The 16,432-nt window shown below is 62.2% G+C and carries 12 protein-coding genes; 8 read left to right on the top strand and 4 right to left on the bottom strand.

Features of this window, described 5'->3' with window-relative positions; translation table 11 throughout:
* Nucleotides 1–96: 96 nt before the first annotated feature.
* A complete protein-coding gene (locus AAIL67_RS00890; RefSeq protein ID WP_343483157.1) occupies nucleotides 97–960 on the bottom strand; it encodes a LysR family transcriptional regulator in 864 nt (287 codons plus the stop codon).
* A gap of 113 nt (nucleotides 961–1,073) precedes the next feature.
* Here AAIL67_RS00890 and bla point away from each other — a divergent pair, with 113 nt between their 5' ends.
* The 8 genes from bla to AAIL67_RS00850 all read left to right on the top strand — a co-directional run bounded on the left by bla (nucleotide 1,074) and on the right by AAIL67_RS00850 (nucleotide 10,334).
* Nucleotides 1,074–1,979 carry a class A beta-lactamase gene (gene bla / locus AAIL67_RS00885; protein ID WP_343483155.1) on the top strand — a complete coding sequence of 302 codons (906 nt, stop codon included), beginning with the start codon at nucleotides 1,074–1,076 and terminating at the stop codon, nucleotides 1,977–1,979.
* A 198-nt stretch (nucleotides 1,980–2,177) separates the two neighbouring features.
* Nucleotides 2,178–2,645, top strand: a complete 468-nt coding sequence (locus AAIL67_RS00880) for a sigma-70 family RNA polymerase sigma factor (protein WP_034379583.1) — start codon at nucleotides 2,178–2,180, stop codon at nucleotides 2,643–2,645.
* Nucleotides 2,642–3,625 carry a FecR domain-containing protein gene (locus AAIL67_RS00875; RefSeq protein ID WP_253233021.1) on the top strand — a complete coding sequence of 328 codons (984 nt, stop codon included), beginning with the start codon at nucleotides 2,642–2,644 and terminating at the stop codon, nucleotides 3,623–3,625. Before AAIL67_RS00880 ends, AAIL67_RS00875 begins: the two co-directional genes overlap by 4 nt.
* Before the next feature lie 144 nt (nucleotides 3,626–3,769).
* Nucleotides 3,770–6,304, top strand: a complete 2,535-nt coding sequence (locus tag AAIL67_RS00870) for a TonB-dependent siderophore receptor (RefSeq protein ID WP_343483154.1) — start codon at nucleotides 3,770–3,772, stop codon at nucleotides 6,302–6,304.
* Between the two features lie 10 nt (nucleotides 6,305–6,314).
* Nucleotides 6,315–7,955, top strand: coding sequence for a PepSY-associated TM helix domain-containing protein (locus AAIL67_RS00865; protein WP_063661052.1), 1,641 nt, complete (start codon nucleotides 6,315–6,317; stop codon nucleotides 7,953–7,955).
* Complete coding sequence (locus AAIL67_RS00860; RefSeq protein ID WP_224650818.1) at nucleotides 7,952–8,269, top strand: hypothetical protein; 318 nt, start codon at nucleotides 7,952–7,954, stop codon at nucleotides 8,267–8,269. Before AAIL67_RS00865 ends, AAIL67_RS00860 begins: the two co-directional genes overlap by 4 nt.
* On the top strand, nucleotides 8,266–8,622 hold the full coding sequence (locus AAIL67_RS00855) for a DUF3325 domain-containing protein (protein ID WP_063661053.1): 357 nt from the start codon (nucleotides 8,266–8,268) through the stop codon (nucleotides 8,620–8,622). The genes AAIL67_RS00860 and AAIL67_RS00855 overlap by 4 nt, the downstream gene beginning before the upstream one ends.
* 275 nt (nucleotides 8,623–8,897) lie before the next feature.
* Nucleotides 8,898–10,334, top strand: a complete 1,437-nt coding sequence (locus tag AAIL67_RS00850) for a chloride channel protein (protein ID WP_063661054.1) — start codon at nucleotides 8,898–8,900, stop codon at nucleotides 10,332–10,334.
* Nucleotides 10,335–11,215: 881 nt separating this feature from the next.
* On the opposite strand, the gene AAIL67_RS00845 is transcribed toward AAIL67_RS00850, so the two are convergent.
* The 3 genes from AAIL67_RS00845 to AAIL67_RS00835 all read right to left on the bottom strand — a co-directional run bounded on the left by AAIL67_RS00845 (nucleotide 11,216) and on the right by AAIL67_RS00835 (nucleotide 16,420).
* On the bottom strand, nucleotides 11,216–11,863 hold the full coding sequence (locus AAIL67_RS00845; protein ID WP_063661056.1) for a dihydrofolate reductase family protein: 648 nt from the start codon (nucleotides 11,861–11,863) through the stop codon (nucleotides 11,216–11,218).
* 230 nt (nucleotides 11,864–12,093) lie between these two features.
* Nucleotides 12,094–14,487: an adenosylcobalamin-dependent ribonucleoside-diphosphate reductase gene (locus tag AAIL67_RS00840; protein WP_063661057.1), complete on the bottom strand. Its 2,394-nt coding sequence runs from the start codon at nucleotides 14,485–14,487 to the stop codon at nucleotides 12,094–12,096.
* A gap of 253 nt (nucleotides 14,488–14,740) precedes the next feature.
* Nucleotides 14,741–16,420 (bottom strand): 2-isopropylmalate synthase, encoded by a 1,680-nt coding sequence (locus AAIL67_RS00835; protein ID WP_063661058.1) that lies wholly within the window; start codon nucleotides 16,418–16,420, stop codon nucleotides 14,741–14,743.
* Nucleotides 16,421–16,432 lie beyond the last annotated feature (12 nt).

Below are 16,432 nucleotides of genomic sequence, written 5' to 3'. Positions count from 1 at the left end.
GCAGACCTGTGCGGCTTAGCTGCTGCAGAGGACTCACGGATTGATAGCTTGGAGCGCCTGGCATGAAAGGGTTTGGGCCATTGCGGGGTGCAAGCTTCAGTCGGTTTGCAGCTGAGTCATCAGCCACTGTCTGAAGGTCTGCAAGGCGGAGCTGGCCTGGCGTGACTTGAGATAGGTAAGCCAGTAGGCGCCGGTATCGACCTCGTGGGCAAAAGGGCGCACCAGCCGGCCCTGCTGCAGCATGTGCTCGAACATGCGCGCGGGCAGCAGGGCAATGCCTGCGCCCTGGGCGGCGGCCTCGGCCAGCGTCAACGAGGAGTCGAACATGGCTCCGCGTGCCAGCGGGGCAGTCTGGTCCAGGCCGGCAAACCAGCCTTCCCATTCCTGGGTGCGATAGGAGCGCAGCAGGGTTTGCCGGGCCAGGTCGGCAGGCTCACGCAGCTGCTGTGCCAGCATGGGGGTGCACATGGGAGAGAGCGGAGCGCGCAGCAGCATCTGCGCGTGCGTGCCATGCCAGGCACCGTCGCCAAAGCGCACGGCGGCGTCCAGTCCTTCGCCGGCCAGATCCACGCGATTGTTATTGGTCAGCAGCCTGAGGTCTATATAGGGATGCAACTGCTGGAACTGGCTCAGCCTGGGAATCAGCCAGCCGATGGCAAAAGTGCCGACCACACCCACGGTCAGAATTTCGCGTGGTCGTGGCTCTGCCACCTGCTGCAGCGATTGTTCTATACGCTCGAAGCTCTGCGCTACCACGGGCCACAAAGCCTGACCTTCGTCGGTCAGGGCCAGGCCGCGCGGCAGGCGGCGAAACAAAGGCTTGCCCAGGCGCTCTTCGAGATTGCGGATGTGCTGGCTGACGGCGGCCTGCGTCACATGCAGTTCCTGTGCGGCGCGAGTCAGGCTCTGGTGACGGGCGGCCGCATCAAACATGCGCAAGGCGTTCAGTGGTAGCTGCATATCTCAATCTAGATAAAAGTTTTTCTAATGGATCATGTCAATTATTACTGCTGGTTCGTATGAATCTACCGATTTATGCTTCAAACCATGGCAGTTAACCAAAAGAGGATCTTATGCAACGACGCAGCATGCTGACAACAGGACTGGCCTTGGGTCTGGGGGCCTGGGGACTGAGCGGCTGTGCTTTTATCTCTAAACAGCAAGCCGCAGCGGCGAGGGTATTGAGCGACGAGCTGGCGGCGCTGGAAGTTCAGGCCCGGGGCCGATTCGGCCTGTATGTGCTCGATACCGTCAGCGGTGCCGAGGCTGGCTGGCGTGGCGACGAGCGCTTTCCCATGTGCAGCACCTTCAAGACCTTGCTGGCCGCCCGTGTGCTGTATCTGGCGCAAAGAGACGAGATTCGTCTGTGGCGCAAGCTTTACTACTCTCCTTCCGAGGTCGTGGCCTGGTCGCCGATATCCGAAAAATGGGCGGGAGCCAATGGCGGTATGACGGTGCAGGAGTTGTGCGAAGCGATGGTGCTTGTCAGCGACAACACGGCGGCCAATGTGCTGTTGGAGTCCAGCGGCGGGCCGGCGGCGCTGACGCAATGGCTGCGCGAACTGGGTGACGGCACCACCAGGCTGGACCGCAACGAACCTTCGCTGAACACTGCGCTGCCCGGCGATGAGCGCGACACCACGACGCCGCAGGCCATGGTGCAAAGCCTGCAGAAGTTGCTGCTAGGCGATGTGCTGGAGGGCTATGCCCGCGCCCTGTTGCAGCAATGGCTGGTGGCCAGCCGTACCGGCGACAAGCGCGTGCGTGTCGGCATGCCGGGCGACTGGAAGGTGGGCGGCAAGACGGGCAGCGGCGAGAGGGGAACGGCCTGCGACACCCTTATCGTCTGGCCTACCGAGCAATCTGCGCCGCTGGTGGTGACGGCCTATCTGACCGGCAGCCCGCTCGATGGGGCAGGGCGTGAAGCGGTGCTGGCCAGGGCTGGCCAAGCGGTCAAGCGCTGGTATTACGCGATCTGATCAGCGATGGAGCTGCAGGTTCGCAGCTTGTCTCGACGTTGGTTCTGCATTGATGCGACGAGGCTTTGATATTTGTCATTCAATGAGATTGATTCTCATTTTCTGATAGAGTCTGCGCTTTCCCGCTCCGTCGCTGCATGCTTTGCGGCTGATTTCAGAGCCAGGGCGGCATGCCTCGCAAGAGGTCGAGGTGTACCCGTGGTTGCGCACTATTACGCAGAACTCGTCAGTTTCTTTGCTCGCTCGCTCAATAGCCGGGATGCGGCTGCGGATGTCGTGCAGGAAAGCTATGCCCGCGTCTTTGCCATGCAGTCGCGAGAGCTTGCGGTACGGGATTTGCGAGCACTGCTGTTTCGTACCGGCAAGAACATTGTCATCGACGATGCGCGCCGCCGCGCTGCAGAAGCACGCATGCTGGAAACCCTGGCGGTGGTGGGGGCCGACGAGGTGCCCTCGGCCGAGCGTCAGGTGCAAGGGCGACAGCAACTGGTCTTGCTGTCACGGCGCCTGCAAGCCATGCCGCGCAAGCGCCGCGAGGTGTTTGTGCTGGTGCGCATCTATGGCTTCAGTCATGCCGAGGCAGCAGCGCATATGAATATCAGCGAAGCCGCCATTGAAAAACATGTGGTGCGTGCCGTCTGCGATTGCATGGGGCTCAAGTCATGAAGGCCGAGATGCCCGAGCGCAAACGGCTGGAATACGCCTTGTTGCTGATTGCTCGCCAGCATGGCGCAAGTACCGAAGCAGCGCAGGTAGCGGCAGAGGCGCTGGAACGCTGGCGTGCCAGTGAGCCCGCGAATGAACTGGCGGCCCAGGCTGCCATGGCGGGCTGGGCGCAGACCGATGGCAGTGCTTTGCAAGGCGATATGCCCATGCCCGCCACCCAGTCGGCGCGTGCGCAGCAGACGCGCCGTCGCGCGCTGTCCGTGCTGGGGGTGGCTGGTGTGGCAGGCCTTGCCGGCATGCTTGGCCGCTGGCATTGGCTGCAGCCACTGGAGCAAATCGCGCTGCATACAGGCCATGGACAGCAATTGAGCCGCCATCTGGCCGATGGCAGCCAGCTCGATCTGGCGCCTGGCACCGATGCCTCGGTGGTGCTCTACCGTCAGCGCCGCGAGATCCATCTGCGTCAGGGCGAAATTCGGCTCGACGTGGCCCATGATGCACAGAGGCCGTTAGAGGTCCACACGGCCCTGGGCCGCGTACGTGTGCTGGGAACGGTTTTCTCTGTGGCCTTTCGGCCTACCGGCCTGCAGGTCAGCGTCGCCCAGGGCCGTGTGGCCGTGTGGCAGCAAGCCCGCATGGCGGATCAGTACCCCGATGCCATGCTGGGCGCCGGCCAAGGCCTGCGCATCTATGCAGGCGGCGAGCTCGCGCACTACTCGCTCAATGCTTCGGATGTGGGGGCCTGGCGCGAAGGCTGGCTGGTGTTCGACCGCACGCCGCTGACCGAAGTCGTGGCGCGTTGGAATGACTACCTGGCTCAGTCAATGATGTTGGACGATGGGGCTTCTTTGCAATCCCTGCGATTGACCGGCAGCTTCAAGCTGCGCGAGCCTGCCATCTTCATTGCCAGCCTGTCGCGCTCCCTGCCGGTGCGCGTGGAGCAACTGGCCGATGGCCGCACCGTCATCCGTCGGCGCTGACGGCCGACAAGGCCGGATGAAAATTTTTGTCCGGTACAAGCCATTTCATGCGTCTTCACTGTGAAAGCACTTAGACAAGCACTTCACAGGATGCATTTGATGAAAAGAAATCACTCTCATTTTTCTTCTGTTCAAGAGGAGGGGATGGCTGCGGGTTCGCATTGCGGAGGTCTGCGCGCAGTGGCTTTGGCCAGTGCCATGGCCTGTCTGGCTTGGTCAGCTCTGGCGGTATTACCGACGGCTCATGCCCAGGTCGCCAGCAGCCAGACCATGTCCACCTCGCGCAGCCTGAGCCTGCCTGCGCAGCCGCTGGGACAAGCATTGAATGCACTGGCCCGCATCTGGGGGGTGTCGGTCTCGGTTGACGCTGCATTGGTGGAAGGCCGCACGGCGCCGGCGTTGCAGGGCGTGCAGACCTTGAACGAGGCGCTGGCCAAGGCGCTTGCGGGGAGCGGACTGGAGGCCTTTCCTGTCGGGGCGGCCATCACCGTGCGTCGCCACAGCAGCCAGACCGGCATGCTGGGCGAGGTGACGGTGACGGCCCTGGCCCAGCGTGAAGCCACGGAAGGCAGCGGCTCGTATGCCGCCTCGCATGTGTCCCTGGGCAAAGGGCAGGACATCCGCGAGACACCGCAGTCGATCTCGGTGGTGACGCGCCAGCGCATTGAAGATCAGGCCATGAGCAATGTGGGGGAGGTGATGCAGCAGACCACCGGCGTGACGGTGGACTATGGCGGTGCGGGAGGGTTGGGCGGTGCTGCCACCAAGTTTCTGTCGCGGGGCTTCGAGATCAGCAATGTGCAGATCGACGGAGCCAGCGTGGACGCTTTCAGCCAGCAACTGTTCGACCCCAATCTGGCCATGTATGACAGCGTGCAGGTGGTGCGCGGCGCCAACGGCCTGTTCAGCGGCAATGGGGAGCCTGGCGGTGCCATCAATTTGGTGCGCAAGCGTCCCACGGCGCAAAAGCAGATTCTGGGCTCGGTGGGCGTCGGCAGCTGGAGTCGCAAACAGGCCGAGCTGGATGTTGCGGGTCCATTGAATGAAGCAGGGAGCCTGCGTGGTCGTGCTGTGCTCGCGCATTCTGACAAGGACTTCTTCTATCGCGGAGCGGAGTCGCGCAACAGCTTGCTCTACGGTATTCTGGAGGCCGATGTGACAAGCTCCACCCGTGTGAGTCTGGGAGCCAGCTACGACAAGCTCAGGGCCACTCCCTGGCGCGAAGGCCTGCCGCGTGCCGCCAATGGCGACGATCTGAAGCTGTCTCGCAAAACTGCGCTGATGGCGGGCTGGAGCCACTATGACAAGAGCGCCAAGGAGGTCTTTGCGCAGCTCGACCAGCAGTTGGCGGGAGACTGGAAGCTCAAAGCCCAGCTCAATTATCAGAAGGTGGACAGCGATGCGCGGCTGGCCAGCCTCAGCGGAGCCGTTGACCCTGCAACAGGTCTTGGCGCCAACTGGACCGGCTTTTCCAACGACTTTCGTTCGGAGAAAAAAAGCCTGGATGTGCATGCCAGCGGCCCGTTCTCGCTGTTCGGTCGCAAACACCGCTTGCTGCTCGGCGCGGACTGGAGCAAGGTCCGTGACGATCAGGACACCTATTACTCCGAGATGGATACGCCGCTGTCTCTGACCAATGTCTATGAGTTCGATCCCGGCAGAATTCCCCCTGCGGTACGCGAACGCATGACGCGCAGCTATCCCGGCTACGGCGCCACTCAAAAAGGCTTTTATGGTCGTGCCAACCTGAGCCTGACGGATCAGCTCACCGCCATTGTCGGAGGACGTTATGCCAGCTACTCCTACGACACGCCATACATCAACTACAACGCCGATGGCAGTGTTCGCGCCAGCGGTCGCGAGTACTACAGCGAAAGCGGCATCTTCACCCCCTATGCGGGCCTGGTGTATGACCTGGGCAACCAGTGGACGGCCTATGGCAGCGTGACCGAGATCCACAAGTCGCAGGCCAATATGCTGGCCGGGCCGGCACCGGGGGCTGCGCTGGACCCGATCAAAGGCCGCAGCTTCGAGCTGGGCATGAAGGGGGAACTCGCCGATGGCAAGCTCAATACAGCGCTGGCCCTTTACCGTATCGAGCGCAAGGGGCAGGCGGTGCGTGATCCGCTTTATCCGGAAACGGATGTGGGGAATCTGGGCCTGAGCTGCTGCTATGCCGCGCAGGGCAAGATCATCAGCCAGGGGCTGGACATGGAAGTGACCGGTCAGCTGGCACAGGGCTGGCAGTTGTTTGCCGGCTATACCTACAACCACAATCGCAACAAGACCGACCCGTCGCAACTGGTCTATAGCTCCATCACACCCAAGCACCTGTTCAAGCTGTGGAGCACGTATCAGTTGCAGGGTCAGCTCTCGCCATGGACGGTGGGCGGTGGCGTGACGCTGCAAAGCGCCACCTATGTCAGCGGCACGGCCAACAGCTACAACCCGGCATCGGGCCAATACGATGGCAATGCCGTTCCCTTCCGCTTCACCCAGGCCGGCTACGCCGTCTGGGGTGCCAGCGTTCAATACCGCATCAATCGCAACTGGTCTGCTGCGCTCAATGTGCACAATCTGTTCGACAAGACTTACTACAAGACGGTTGGGACCTCGGGCAGCGGCAACTGGTATGGCGAGCCGCGTAGCGTGCTGTTGACCTTGCGTGGCGCGTTCTGAGCGGGCTGACATGCGCGGCAAGTCAGCATCCCGGCCCGGACTTCGCCAGACCATGTCATGGCTGCACACCTGGTGCGGCCTGGTGTGCGGCTGGCTGCTCTGCGCCATTTTTCTCACGGGCTCGATCAGCGTGTTCCGTGAGTCCATCACGCTATGGATGCAGGGGCTGCCACTGGAGGGCAGCGGCCAGCAGGCGCTTTCTCCGCAAGAGCGTCTGCTGGCCTTGCGGCTGGCCGAGCAGCATCTGAGCAAGACGGCGCCGGATGCCAGTATCTGGCGCATCGGTCTGCCGCTGCACACAGGCGATGGGGTAAAGGTATTCGCGCGTGCCCAGGACGGCGATCTGCAGGCCAGCCTAGATGTCCAGACGGGCGAAGTCCTGCCAGAGCCTGCCATGCGTCAGACCGAAGGCGGTCGGCATTTCATGTCCTTTCACTATTCCTTGCAGGGCGGTATCGCTGGCTTCTGGGTGGTGGGACTGGTGTCCATGTGCATGCTGGTGGCGCTGGTTTCGGGCGTGATTGTGCACCGGCGCATCTTTCAGGACTTCTTTACCTTCCGGCCCGGCAAGGGCCAGCGTTCCTGGCTGGATGCACACAATGCGTCGGCCGTGCTCACGCTGCCGTTTCTGTTCATGATCGTCTACACGGGACTCGCGCATTTCTACACCAGCTATATGCCCTGGCCGCTGCAATCGCTGTATGGGCAGGACCGTTCGGCCTACAGCCGCTACGAGTCCGAGTTGAACGCCAGATCCGAGGCGAATACACCCTCGAATGCACCAGCCATTGCAGTTGTGGACCTTGTCAGCCTTGCGCAGCAGGCCCAGTCCCTGCTGACGGAGCCTGTCGTGGGCGTGGTGGTGCAACGACCTGAGGGTGCGCCGGCCACGATACGCTTCACGGAAGCCAAGCCCGATACGGCAGTGACGCGCCGAATGGTCAACAGCGCCAATTCAGTGACCTTCGATGCCGTCGACGGCCAGCTGCTGCAGCTACCCGCCAATTCGCCGTCCAGTAGTTTTGCAAGCGATACCTATCCCGTCATCAGCGCGCTGCATCTGGTCACCTTTGGTGGCTGGACGATGAAGTGGCTGTACTTTGTCCTGGGCCTGGTCGGCACGGCAATGATTGCCAGCGGATCGATCTTGTTTGCGGTCAAGCGCCGTGCAAGAAGCGGTTATGAATGGGGCGCGGCGACGCCCTCCATGTACCGCTGCATCGATGCGCTCAATGTGGCGGCACTGGCAGGCTCGGCGCTGGCGTCCATTGCCTATCTGTATGGCAATCGTCTGCTGCCTCTGGTGCTGGAGGCGCGTTCCAGCTGGGAAATCCGTGTGTTCTTTGCGGTCTGGGTCCTGAGCCTGCTGCATGCGCTGCTGCGCACGGCGCGCCAGGCCTGGTGCGAACAGCTATGGATGCTGGCCTTGCTGTGTCTGGGCTTGCCGCTGCTCAATGTCATGACTACAGGCCAGCACCTGCTGCTGTACCTGGCGCAGGGCGATGGTCAGCGGGCAGGGCTGGAGCTGACCTGCATGGCGCTGGGCCTGCTGGTCGCCTGGGGCGCATGGCGGCATGAAAAGTCGCAGCGTAGCAAGAACATGGCGCAGTTGCGTGCGGGCCGTGGCGTTGTCTCAGGAGGTCTCACATGAAAGCGGCGGCAATGACCAAGGCTCAGACCAGGCACCATCGCTGGGCCGTGCTGCTGCGCGTGCTGATGGCCATGCTGGGCGGCTATGCGCTCACGGCGTTGACCTGCGCCGTGCTGGCCCATGTGCTTGTGGCCGTGGGTGCCATGCAGCGTGCACCTGCCGTGCTGCTTTCCACCTTGCTCAGCTTTGTGCTCTACACCGCAGTGGCGCTCTGGGCCTTCCATGTGCGCAGCCTGCTGCGCGTGATGGCATGGATGGCGGGCTCGGCAGTCTTGCTGACAGCTGCGCTGCAGGCGCTGAAAGGTGTGGCATGAGTCTGTGGCAGGTGATGGTCTGCGCCCTGGCGCTGTGCTTGGCAGGCATGCTGGTGCTGAGCCAGGCCATGGACAGGCATTGCGATCAGCTTGTATCGCGTGGCGAGCCCGGGCTGGCGCTGCGGGTCGTGCTGCGCCTGGCGGGGGCGGCACTGATGCTGATCGCACTGTGGCTGTGCATGGGCTTGTGGGGTGCTGCGGTGGGAACCATCGTCTGGCTGGGCTGCCTCAGTGTGGCCGCGCTGGCACTCACATGGCTGCTCGCCTATGTGCCTGGGCCCGGTGCAGTGCTGGTGGCCATGGGAGGTCTGGTCGCCTTGGCCGGGACGCTTTGGGTGGCATTCACGGGATGAGTTTACGGCATGAGGGCTGCCCGGTTGGAGCCAGCAGGCCCGGACACAGAGGTCTGTCACTGCCACGGCGGAGATGGGCCTGCGCGGCACGACCGCATGGGCATTCCCTCGGGCTTTAGCCGGGTGATTCGCAATAGATGTGCGACTCGGGCGGTCGTTGTAAAAACCTGTGTGGGCAATCGTTGTGGCTATTGCCGATCTGGCAAGCCCTTGGGCGAGCGCAGAATGTGGGTCTTCGCCCATTTTTGCAGCCGCCCCGAAACGATTGCCCGCCCATGCAGCAAGAGCCAGATTTCTTCCACAACCTCAATGAAGAGATGCGCGATGGAAAGCGCTGGCTGGAGCGGACGGTGGTGCTGGCCTATGCCGCGGCAGCGGGCCTGAGCGTGGTGGCTTTCACGCTGCTGGCCGAAGCGGCTTTCGGCTTTTTCGAGAGCATCTACCACGGCGTCCATGGCTGGCTGGTGCTGATCTGGATGCCGGCCATCACGGCGGCAGCGGTCTGGGCCACGCGCAAATGGGCTCCGGGTGCCAGCGGCTCGGGCATCCCGCAGGTGATTGCCACGCTGGAGCCATCGGTCGATGCCAGTCTGCGCAAGCGCTTTGTGTCGCTGTGGCTGTCGTTTGCCAAGATCGTGCTGTCCAGCGCGGGCTTTCTTGCGGGGCTGTCGATAGGACGGGAGGGGCCGTCTGTGCAGGTGGCTGCAGGTGTCATGCATTCGGCGCGACGTTGGCTGGGTCCAAAGTCCGTCATCAACACCCATGCCTTGCTGGTGGCTGGCGGCGCGGCAGGTATTGCCGCCGCCTTCAACGCCCCGCTGGCGGGCGTGGTGTTTGCCATCGAGGAGCTCTCGCGCAAGCTGGAGTCGCGCTCCAGCGGGCTCATCATCGCGGCCATTGTGCTGGCCGGTCTGATGGGGGTCTCGGTCTTCGGCAACCTGAGCTATTTTGGTCGCATTCGTGTGGCAGAGCTCGGCTGGCGTGACCTGCTGCCTTGTCTTGCCGTGGCGCTGACCTGCGGCGTGCTGGGCGGCTTGTTCGCCAAGCTCATGACCCACTCGCTGACTTCGTCCACCGAGCGCCTCAACAAGCTCAGGTCGCGCTTTCCCATCCGCTTTGCGGCAGTGCTGGCCCTGCTGATTGCCGTCATCGGCGTGGTCACCGGCGGCGCCACCTTTGGTGCGGGTTCCGAAGCCGTCAAGCATATGCTGCAGGGCGAGGCCGATGTGCCCGAGTTCTATGTCACGCTCAAATTCATCGCCACCTGGCTATCGGCCTGGGTGGGCGTACCCGGTGGTATCTTTGCGCCCTCGCTGTCGATTGGTGCAGGCGTGGGGAATAACGTTGCATCGATTGTTGGAACTACGGATATAGCTCCTGCATTGATAGCAATGGGCATGGCGGCCTTTCTGGCGGCAGTCACCCAGGCGCCGCTGACGGCCTTCATCATCGTGATGGAGATGGTGGACGGCCACTCATTGGTGCTGAGCCTCATGGCATCGGCCATGATCGCCAGCATGATCTCGCGCATGATTGCGCGGCCGCTGTATGAATCGCTTGCCTTGCACATGCTCCAGGTGGCAAGGGCCTCTTTGCCCAAGGAACCGGAGCCAGAGACTGAAACCGCTGCGGCTCCAGCGGAGTCCACACAGCCAGTGGCGCTGGATGAGTTATCCGAGCCAGGTGCACAGCAAAAGACGCGTCAAGCCTAGGCTGTCGGTTGAATCCATGAGCAGCGTCTACGCGGAACTGGACGAGTTTGGGCCAACGGTGGTTATGCTCGTGTGAAATCAGGAGTTCAGGTGATTCTGGACGCGAGGCGCAACCGGGGAGTCAGGCCTGCATGCTCTTCGAGCGTGTTGCCGTGTATGACGCGCGAGCGTTCTACCCTGAGCGAAGAGTCGCACGCAGTCGATTGACGTTGGATGCCGGACGGCTGCAGGAGTAGTTCCGCCAACCCGATATAAAGGCGTGAGACGACCCTTAGTGCCTCTCAGAGCGACAAGTGTTATCGGGCAAGGCCTTGGGGCTGATACTATCCACGTCACTTACGCAGGGTTCGAAGCACAAACATGCGCCAAGTCGCTCCTACTATCGCCATGGTCTGGGTTAGCTCCGCTCATGCAATACAGCCTGTCGAGGCAGGACTCCAGCCTTTGCTCGACCGCCAGAAAGGCATCCTGCATGAGCAACAGCAACTCGATATGCTGCTTCAAAGCGCCACCACAGAGCCGAAGGCCCGAGTGGATGCCTACCGTGCGTACCTGATGGTCGAGCGTGAGAGGCAAGAGCTGGAATGTGATATCCAAAGAGCGAGAAGTTGGGTGGTCTCGCCATTGGTGAGGTATGCGACGTCTACGACTGAGGCCACTTGCAGCACTGATCTGGCCTATCGTTCCAGCCGGTCATCGTTTTCGACCTCCGACGCTAAGCGTTAGGCAAGCGTCCAGGATACGACTGTCGCCAGTCCTCCCGGTTGGTCCACAGCCGTCACGACCGTCACAAGTGTCAGGTCCATGGGCTTGGACAGTCCGGACAGTCCGGACAGTCCGGAGTGCGCCTGCGGTATCAAGTGCGACCCGGTTTTCAGGTGTTACGCTTGTTTGCGCACCATCACATGCATGGCTCGTTCGCCCTGTCTCACGTCGGCGACCTCATAGCCAAGAGCCCGCATGTCCAAGCCTTGCCAGAGGTTTTCGCCGGACCCCATCAACAGAGGACGTACAGCGAGGTGAATCTCATCGACCAGTCGCGCCTGCAGGAACTGTCGCACGGTGGCTACGCCGCCGCCAATGCGAATATCGCGATCACCTGCGGCTGCCTTGGCTTGCGCCAGCACCGATGCAATGCCATCCGTGACGAAGTGAAAATCAGTGCCTCCCTGCATGCGCAGTGTGGGCCGCGCGTGGTGGGTCAGGACAAATGCGGGTACGTGATAAGGCGGCTCATCGCCCCACCAGCCCTTCCAGCTTTCGTCAGGCCAAGGGCCGCGTACCGGTCCGAACATATTGCGCCCCAGAATCCACGCACCGATGTTCTCGAAGGAGCGTTCGGCCATCTGATTGTCGACACCGGTTTCGCCGATCTGAGACCCCCCATGCATGCGCTGAAAGACTTGGGTTGGGAAGAACCACTCAAGGATCTCAGGCCCGCCGACGCCGAGCGGGTTCTGCAAATCCTGGTTGGGGCCGGCGGAGTAACCGTCCAGCGAGATGCCGAAGCAGAGGACTTTGACTTTCATGACGGAACACCTTTCAGATTGGCGAGCGATGATCAATGGCCTCGATATCAACGTCTGTACTTAGCGTTTCCACATGCCTAGGTCACCCGTCGCATTGCTGAGGCAGGATAGGGTGTTGGGGCCGAAGCCGTGTCGGACCGCTGCTTCGGGTATCCGCCTGAATGGATGCTGCTACGGACTCGGTCATCCAATTCGCTGCTCAGCTTGATCGCGACTGAAACTATCCATCTTCAACCGCATGACCCCACAAAGCCGCAGGCGGTACAGAACTGACAGCCATCTTTTTTGATCATGGCATGTGCTCCGCAGTCGGGACATTTTTGGCCGCTGACGGAGGCGCCGTTCTCAGGCGGAGATGCCGGCGTGGCCGCCGTGCTGGGCGCCGGCTGGGGCAGGCCGCGGTTGGCGATGATGCTTTGAATCGCATAGGCCAGCAGCGCCACTTCGCTGTCATGCCAGAGCGGGATGCGGCTGCCGTCGTCACGCGTCCTGTTGCCGTAGCGCACCGGGCCGCGATCCCAGGCCACTTTGCGCAGATCGGCCAGGGCCTTGTCGAGAAAGCCGCCACGCGCGGCCAGGCTCAGGCTGCGCATGGTGGCCGTGATCCATTGCTGGCTCTCGCCGGTCTGGCCCACTGGCATGAAGAACTCGATGGGACGCTCCACGCCATCGACCACCATGAAGCTGACGACGAGGTAGAGACGCCTTATGCCGTCATGCGTGAAGTATTCGATCTTGTCGACCACGGCATTGAGCGGTCCCTCGGGGCGGCGCTCTATCACGGCTGTCATGCCGCTGGAACCTGAGGAATTGATGGCAGCCTGCGATTTATCGCTAAGCGCTTGAGAGGGACTGGGTGCTGAATCTGTGGAGAGAACCGCGCCCAGCGTGTCATTGGGACGGTAGGTGGCACAGCCCTTGAGTCCGGCCTCCCAGCATTCCATATAGAGATGCTTGAAGTCCTCGAACGGGTAGTCGGCCGGGATGTTGACGGTCTTGGAGATCGAGGTGTCGATAAAGGGCTGGACGCAGCGCATCATGGCCACATGCTCGCTGGCGCTCAGCTCCAGCGCACTGACAAAGCACTCGGGCAGCAGGGCCTCGTCGCCGTGCAAGGCCTTGTAGAGGCGGTAAGCATGGTCTTGCACGGTGTAGAACTGCTCGCCGCCGTCGGCCGTGCGCTTTTTGCGCGTATAGGTCCAGGAAAAAGCGGGCTCGATGCCGTTGGACGCGTTGTCGGCAAAGGCCAGTGATACCGTGCCCGTGGGGGCGATGGACAGCAGATGGCTGTTGCGAAGGCCATGTTTTTTGATGGCCGCGCGCAGTTCCTTGGGCAGGCGCTTGGCAAAGCCACTTTTCAGATACTGCTTGGCGTTGAAAAGCGGGAACACGCCTTTTTCCTGTGCCAGTTCCACCGACGCAGCATAAGCCGCATCGCGCATGGTGCGAGCAATGGACTCGGCTTGTTTGAGACCTTCTTCACTGGCGTAATGCAGGCCCAGCAAAATCAGGGCGTCGCCCAGCCCTGTGAAGCCCACGCCGATGCGGCGCTTTTGCTGCGCCTCGCGCTGCTGCTCGGGCAGGGGCCAGACGGTGGCGTCCAGCACATTGTCCAGCATGCGTACCTGTATGGCGATGGCGGCGCGAAAGGCGTCGAGGTCAAAGAATGCCCGGGTTGTGAACGGCTCGCGCACAAAGCGCGTGAGGATGACGGGGCCTAGATCGCAGCAGCCGTAGGGCGGCAGGGGCTGCTCGCCGCAGGGGTTGGTGGCAGCAATCTGCTCGGCATACCAGAGGTTGTTGTCGGCGTTGATGTTGTCGAGAAACAGGATGCCGGGCTCGGCGAAGTCATAGGCCGAGCGCATGATGGCATCCCACAGCGTGCGCGCAGGCTGGCTACGATAGACCCAGAGACCGTCGTCGCGGCGATGGGCGCCGGCCTGCATCTGTGCCTCGCTGGGACTGGCGACATGCACGAGCTCCCATTCGGCATCGTCCCTGACGGCTTGCATGAAGGCGCTGCTCACGCCCACAGAGACATTGAAATTGTTCCAGCGGCCCTTTTGTCGCTTGGCGGTGATGAATTCCAGCACATCGGGGTGGTCGATGCGCAGCACGCCCATCTGGGCGCCGCGGCGCGCACCAGCCGATTCCACCGTGGTGCAGGAGGCATCGAAGACATCGATGAAGGAGCAGGGGCCCGATGCAAAGGAGTTGGTGCCGCGCACCAGAGCACCGCGCGGTCGCAGATTGGAGAAGTCATAGCCCACGCCGCCGCCGCGCCGCATGGTCTCGGCCGCCTGAGAAAGCGCCGTGTAGATGCCGGGGTTGCCCTGGGTGTCGAAACCATTGGTGGCGTCGGCGACGGGCTGCACAAAGCAGTTGATCAACGTGGCCTTGGTGTCCAGCCCCGCCGCTGCCATGATGCGGCCAGCACCGATGGCACCGCGCTGCAGATTGACCAGAAATTGCTGCTCCCAATGCGTCTGAAGCTCAGGCTTCTCAACGGCGGCCAGGGCTCGTGCCACACGGGCAAACAGCTCTTGCTCGGATTGCTCGCCGTCGGCCAGATATTTTTCGGCCAGCACATCCTGGCTGATGGCCTGGGGAGGGAGTGTGTTCATGGCATGCCTCATGCTAATCGGATATCGACTTTGTAGCGCAGACTGTTTGGTGGTGCTGTGACGCAGCGCAACATCGGCGGTGCACCAAGTGACCAGAGGCCTCCATCGCCAGAACGGGCCCGCCCCAAAATTGTGACAGACCCGCTGAAAATAGACGGAAGAGACCGAGTCGGCGTATGAGGGAGGGCACCGCGCAGGCCGAGCTTCAAACGGTATCGGCCGACAAGAGGGAGACGCGACGATCTATCGAAGGCTACGCGCGGGTCTGAATCATGTCCCCCTCAAAGCGCGCAGCGGCATTCACGACCGCCATCACCGATGCGGTGACGATGTTCGCGTGCATGCCTACGCCAAACCGTGAGCCGGGCACGCCAGGCCATGCGGCTTCGATGATGGCAACGGCACAGGCGTCGGCGCCGTTGCCCAGGCTGCGCTCTTCGTAGCTGTCGATGCGCAGCGGCAACTCCAGCGCAGCGACGGTGGCTGCAATAGGGCCGTTGCCGATGCCTTTGCGCAGCCTGGGTTGCCCGTCGGCATCGTGCCAGTGCAGTTCGATACCCTGGCCTTGCGGGCTGTCGAACAGGCGGTGGCTTTCATAACGCAGTGACCGGGACCCGGCTTGGGCATGCAGGTAGGTGGCTTCGAACAGTTCCCAGATCTGCGTGCTGCTGAGCTCGGTTTCGCTGCTGTCGGCCCAGGCCTGGACGATGGCGCTGAACTCGATCTGCATGCGCCGCGGCATGGTGATGCCCCTGTCCTTCTGCAGCAGGAAGGCAATACCGCCCTTGCCGGACTGGCTGTTGACGCGCACGATGCTGTCATAGGTACGTCCCAGGTCCTGCGGGTCTATGGGTAAATAGGGTACGCGCCATGGGGCGTCGGGTTGTTGCGCCGCAAAGCCCTTGGCAATCGCATCCTGGTGAGAGCCCGAAAAAGCCGTGAACACCAGATCGCCCACATAGGGGTGGCGCGGATGTATGGGCAGGGCCGTAGAGGCTTCGGCGATGCGTGCCACGGCAGCGATGTCGGAGAAATCCAGGCCCGGGGCAATGCCCTGGGTGTAGAGGTTCAGGGCCAGCGTCACCAGATCCACATTGCCGCTGCGCTCGCCGTTGCCGAACAAACAGCCTTCCACACGCTGGGCACCGGCCAGCAGGGCCTGCTCGGCACAGGCCACGCCGGTGCCTCTGTCGTTGTGGGGGTGTACCGAAAGCGTGATGTGCTCGCGCCGTGCCAGACGCCGGTCCATCCATTCGATCTGGTCGGCAAACACATTGGCGGTGGAAACCTCCACCGTGGTCGGCAGGTTGATGATCATGGGGCGCTTAGGACCGGCATCCCAGGCTGCAATGGCGACATTGCACACGGCCAGGGAAACGTCCAGCTCGGCCATGCAAAAGGTTTCCGGGGAGTACTGCAGCACCCATTCGGTTTCGGGGTGCTGCCCGGTCAGTTGCCTGAGGTAGCGTACATGGTGCTCCACCATGGCAATGATCTGCGGCACTTCCATGCCAAAGACGATTTCGCGGAAGGCTGGTGCCACGGCGTTGTACAGGTGCACGATCACGCGGCGTGCGCCGGCCACGCTGCGCACCGTGGTGGCAATCAGGTCCTCACGCAGCTGGGTGATGACCATGGGTGTGACGTCGTGCGGAATCAGTTGCGCATCGATGAGGTGGCGCACGATGTCGAAGTCGGTCTGGGAAGCGGAGGGGAAGCCGATTTCAATTTCCTTGAAACCGATGGCGACCAGTTCCTCGAACAGTCGCAGCTTGCGCTCGCGGTTCATGGGTTCGAACAGCGCCTGGTTGCCGTCGCGCAAATCGGTCGAAAGCCATACGGGCGCTTGCGTCAACGTACGGGCAGGCCATTGGCGGGTGGGCAAGTCCACAACGGGAAATGCGCGGTATTTGGTAGAGGGATCAGCCAGCATAGAGACCTTGGA

Source organism: Comamonas sp. A7-5, assembly GCF_039581385.1.
GTDB classification, from domain to species: Bacteria; Pseudomonadota; Gammaproteobacteria; order Burkholderiales; family Burkholderiaceae_C; genus Comamonas; species Comamonas thiooxydans.
Note: the sequence above shows the minus strand (reverse complement) of the source record. Positions and strands in the feature narration are given on the sequence as shown.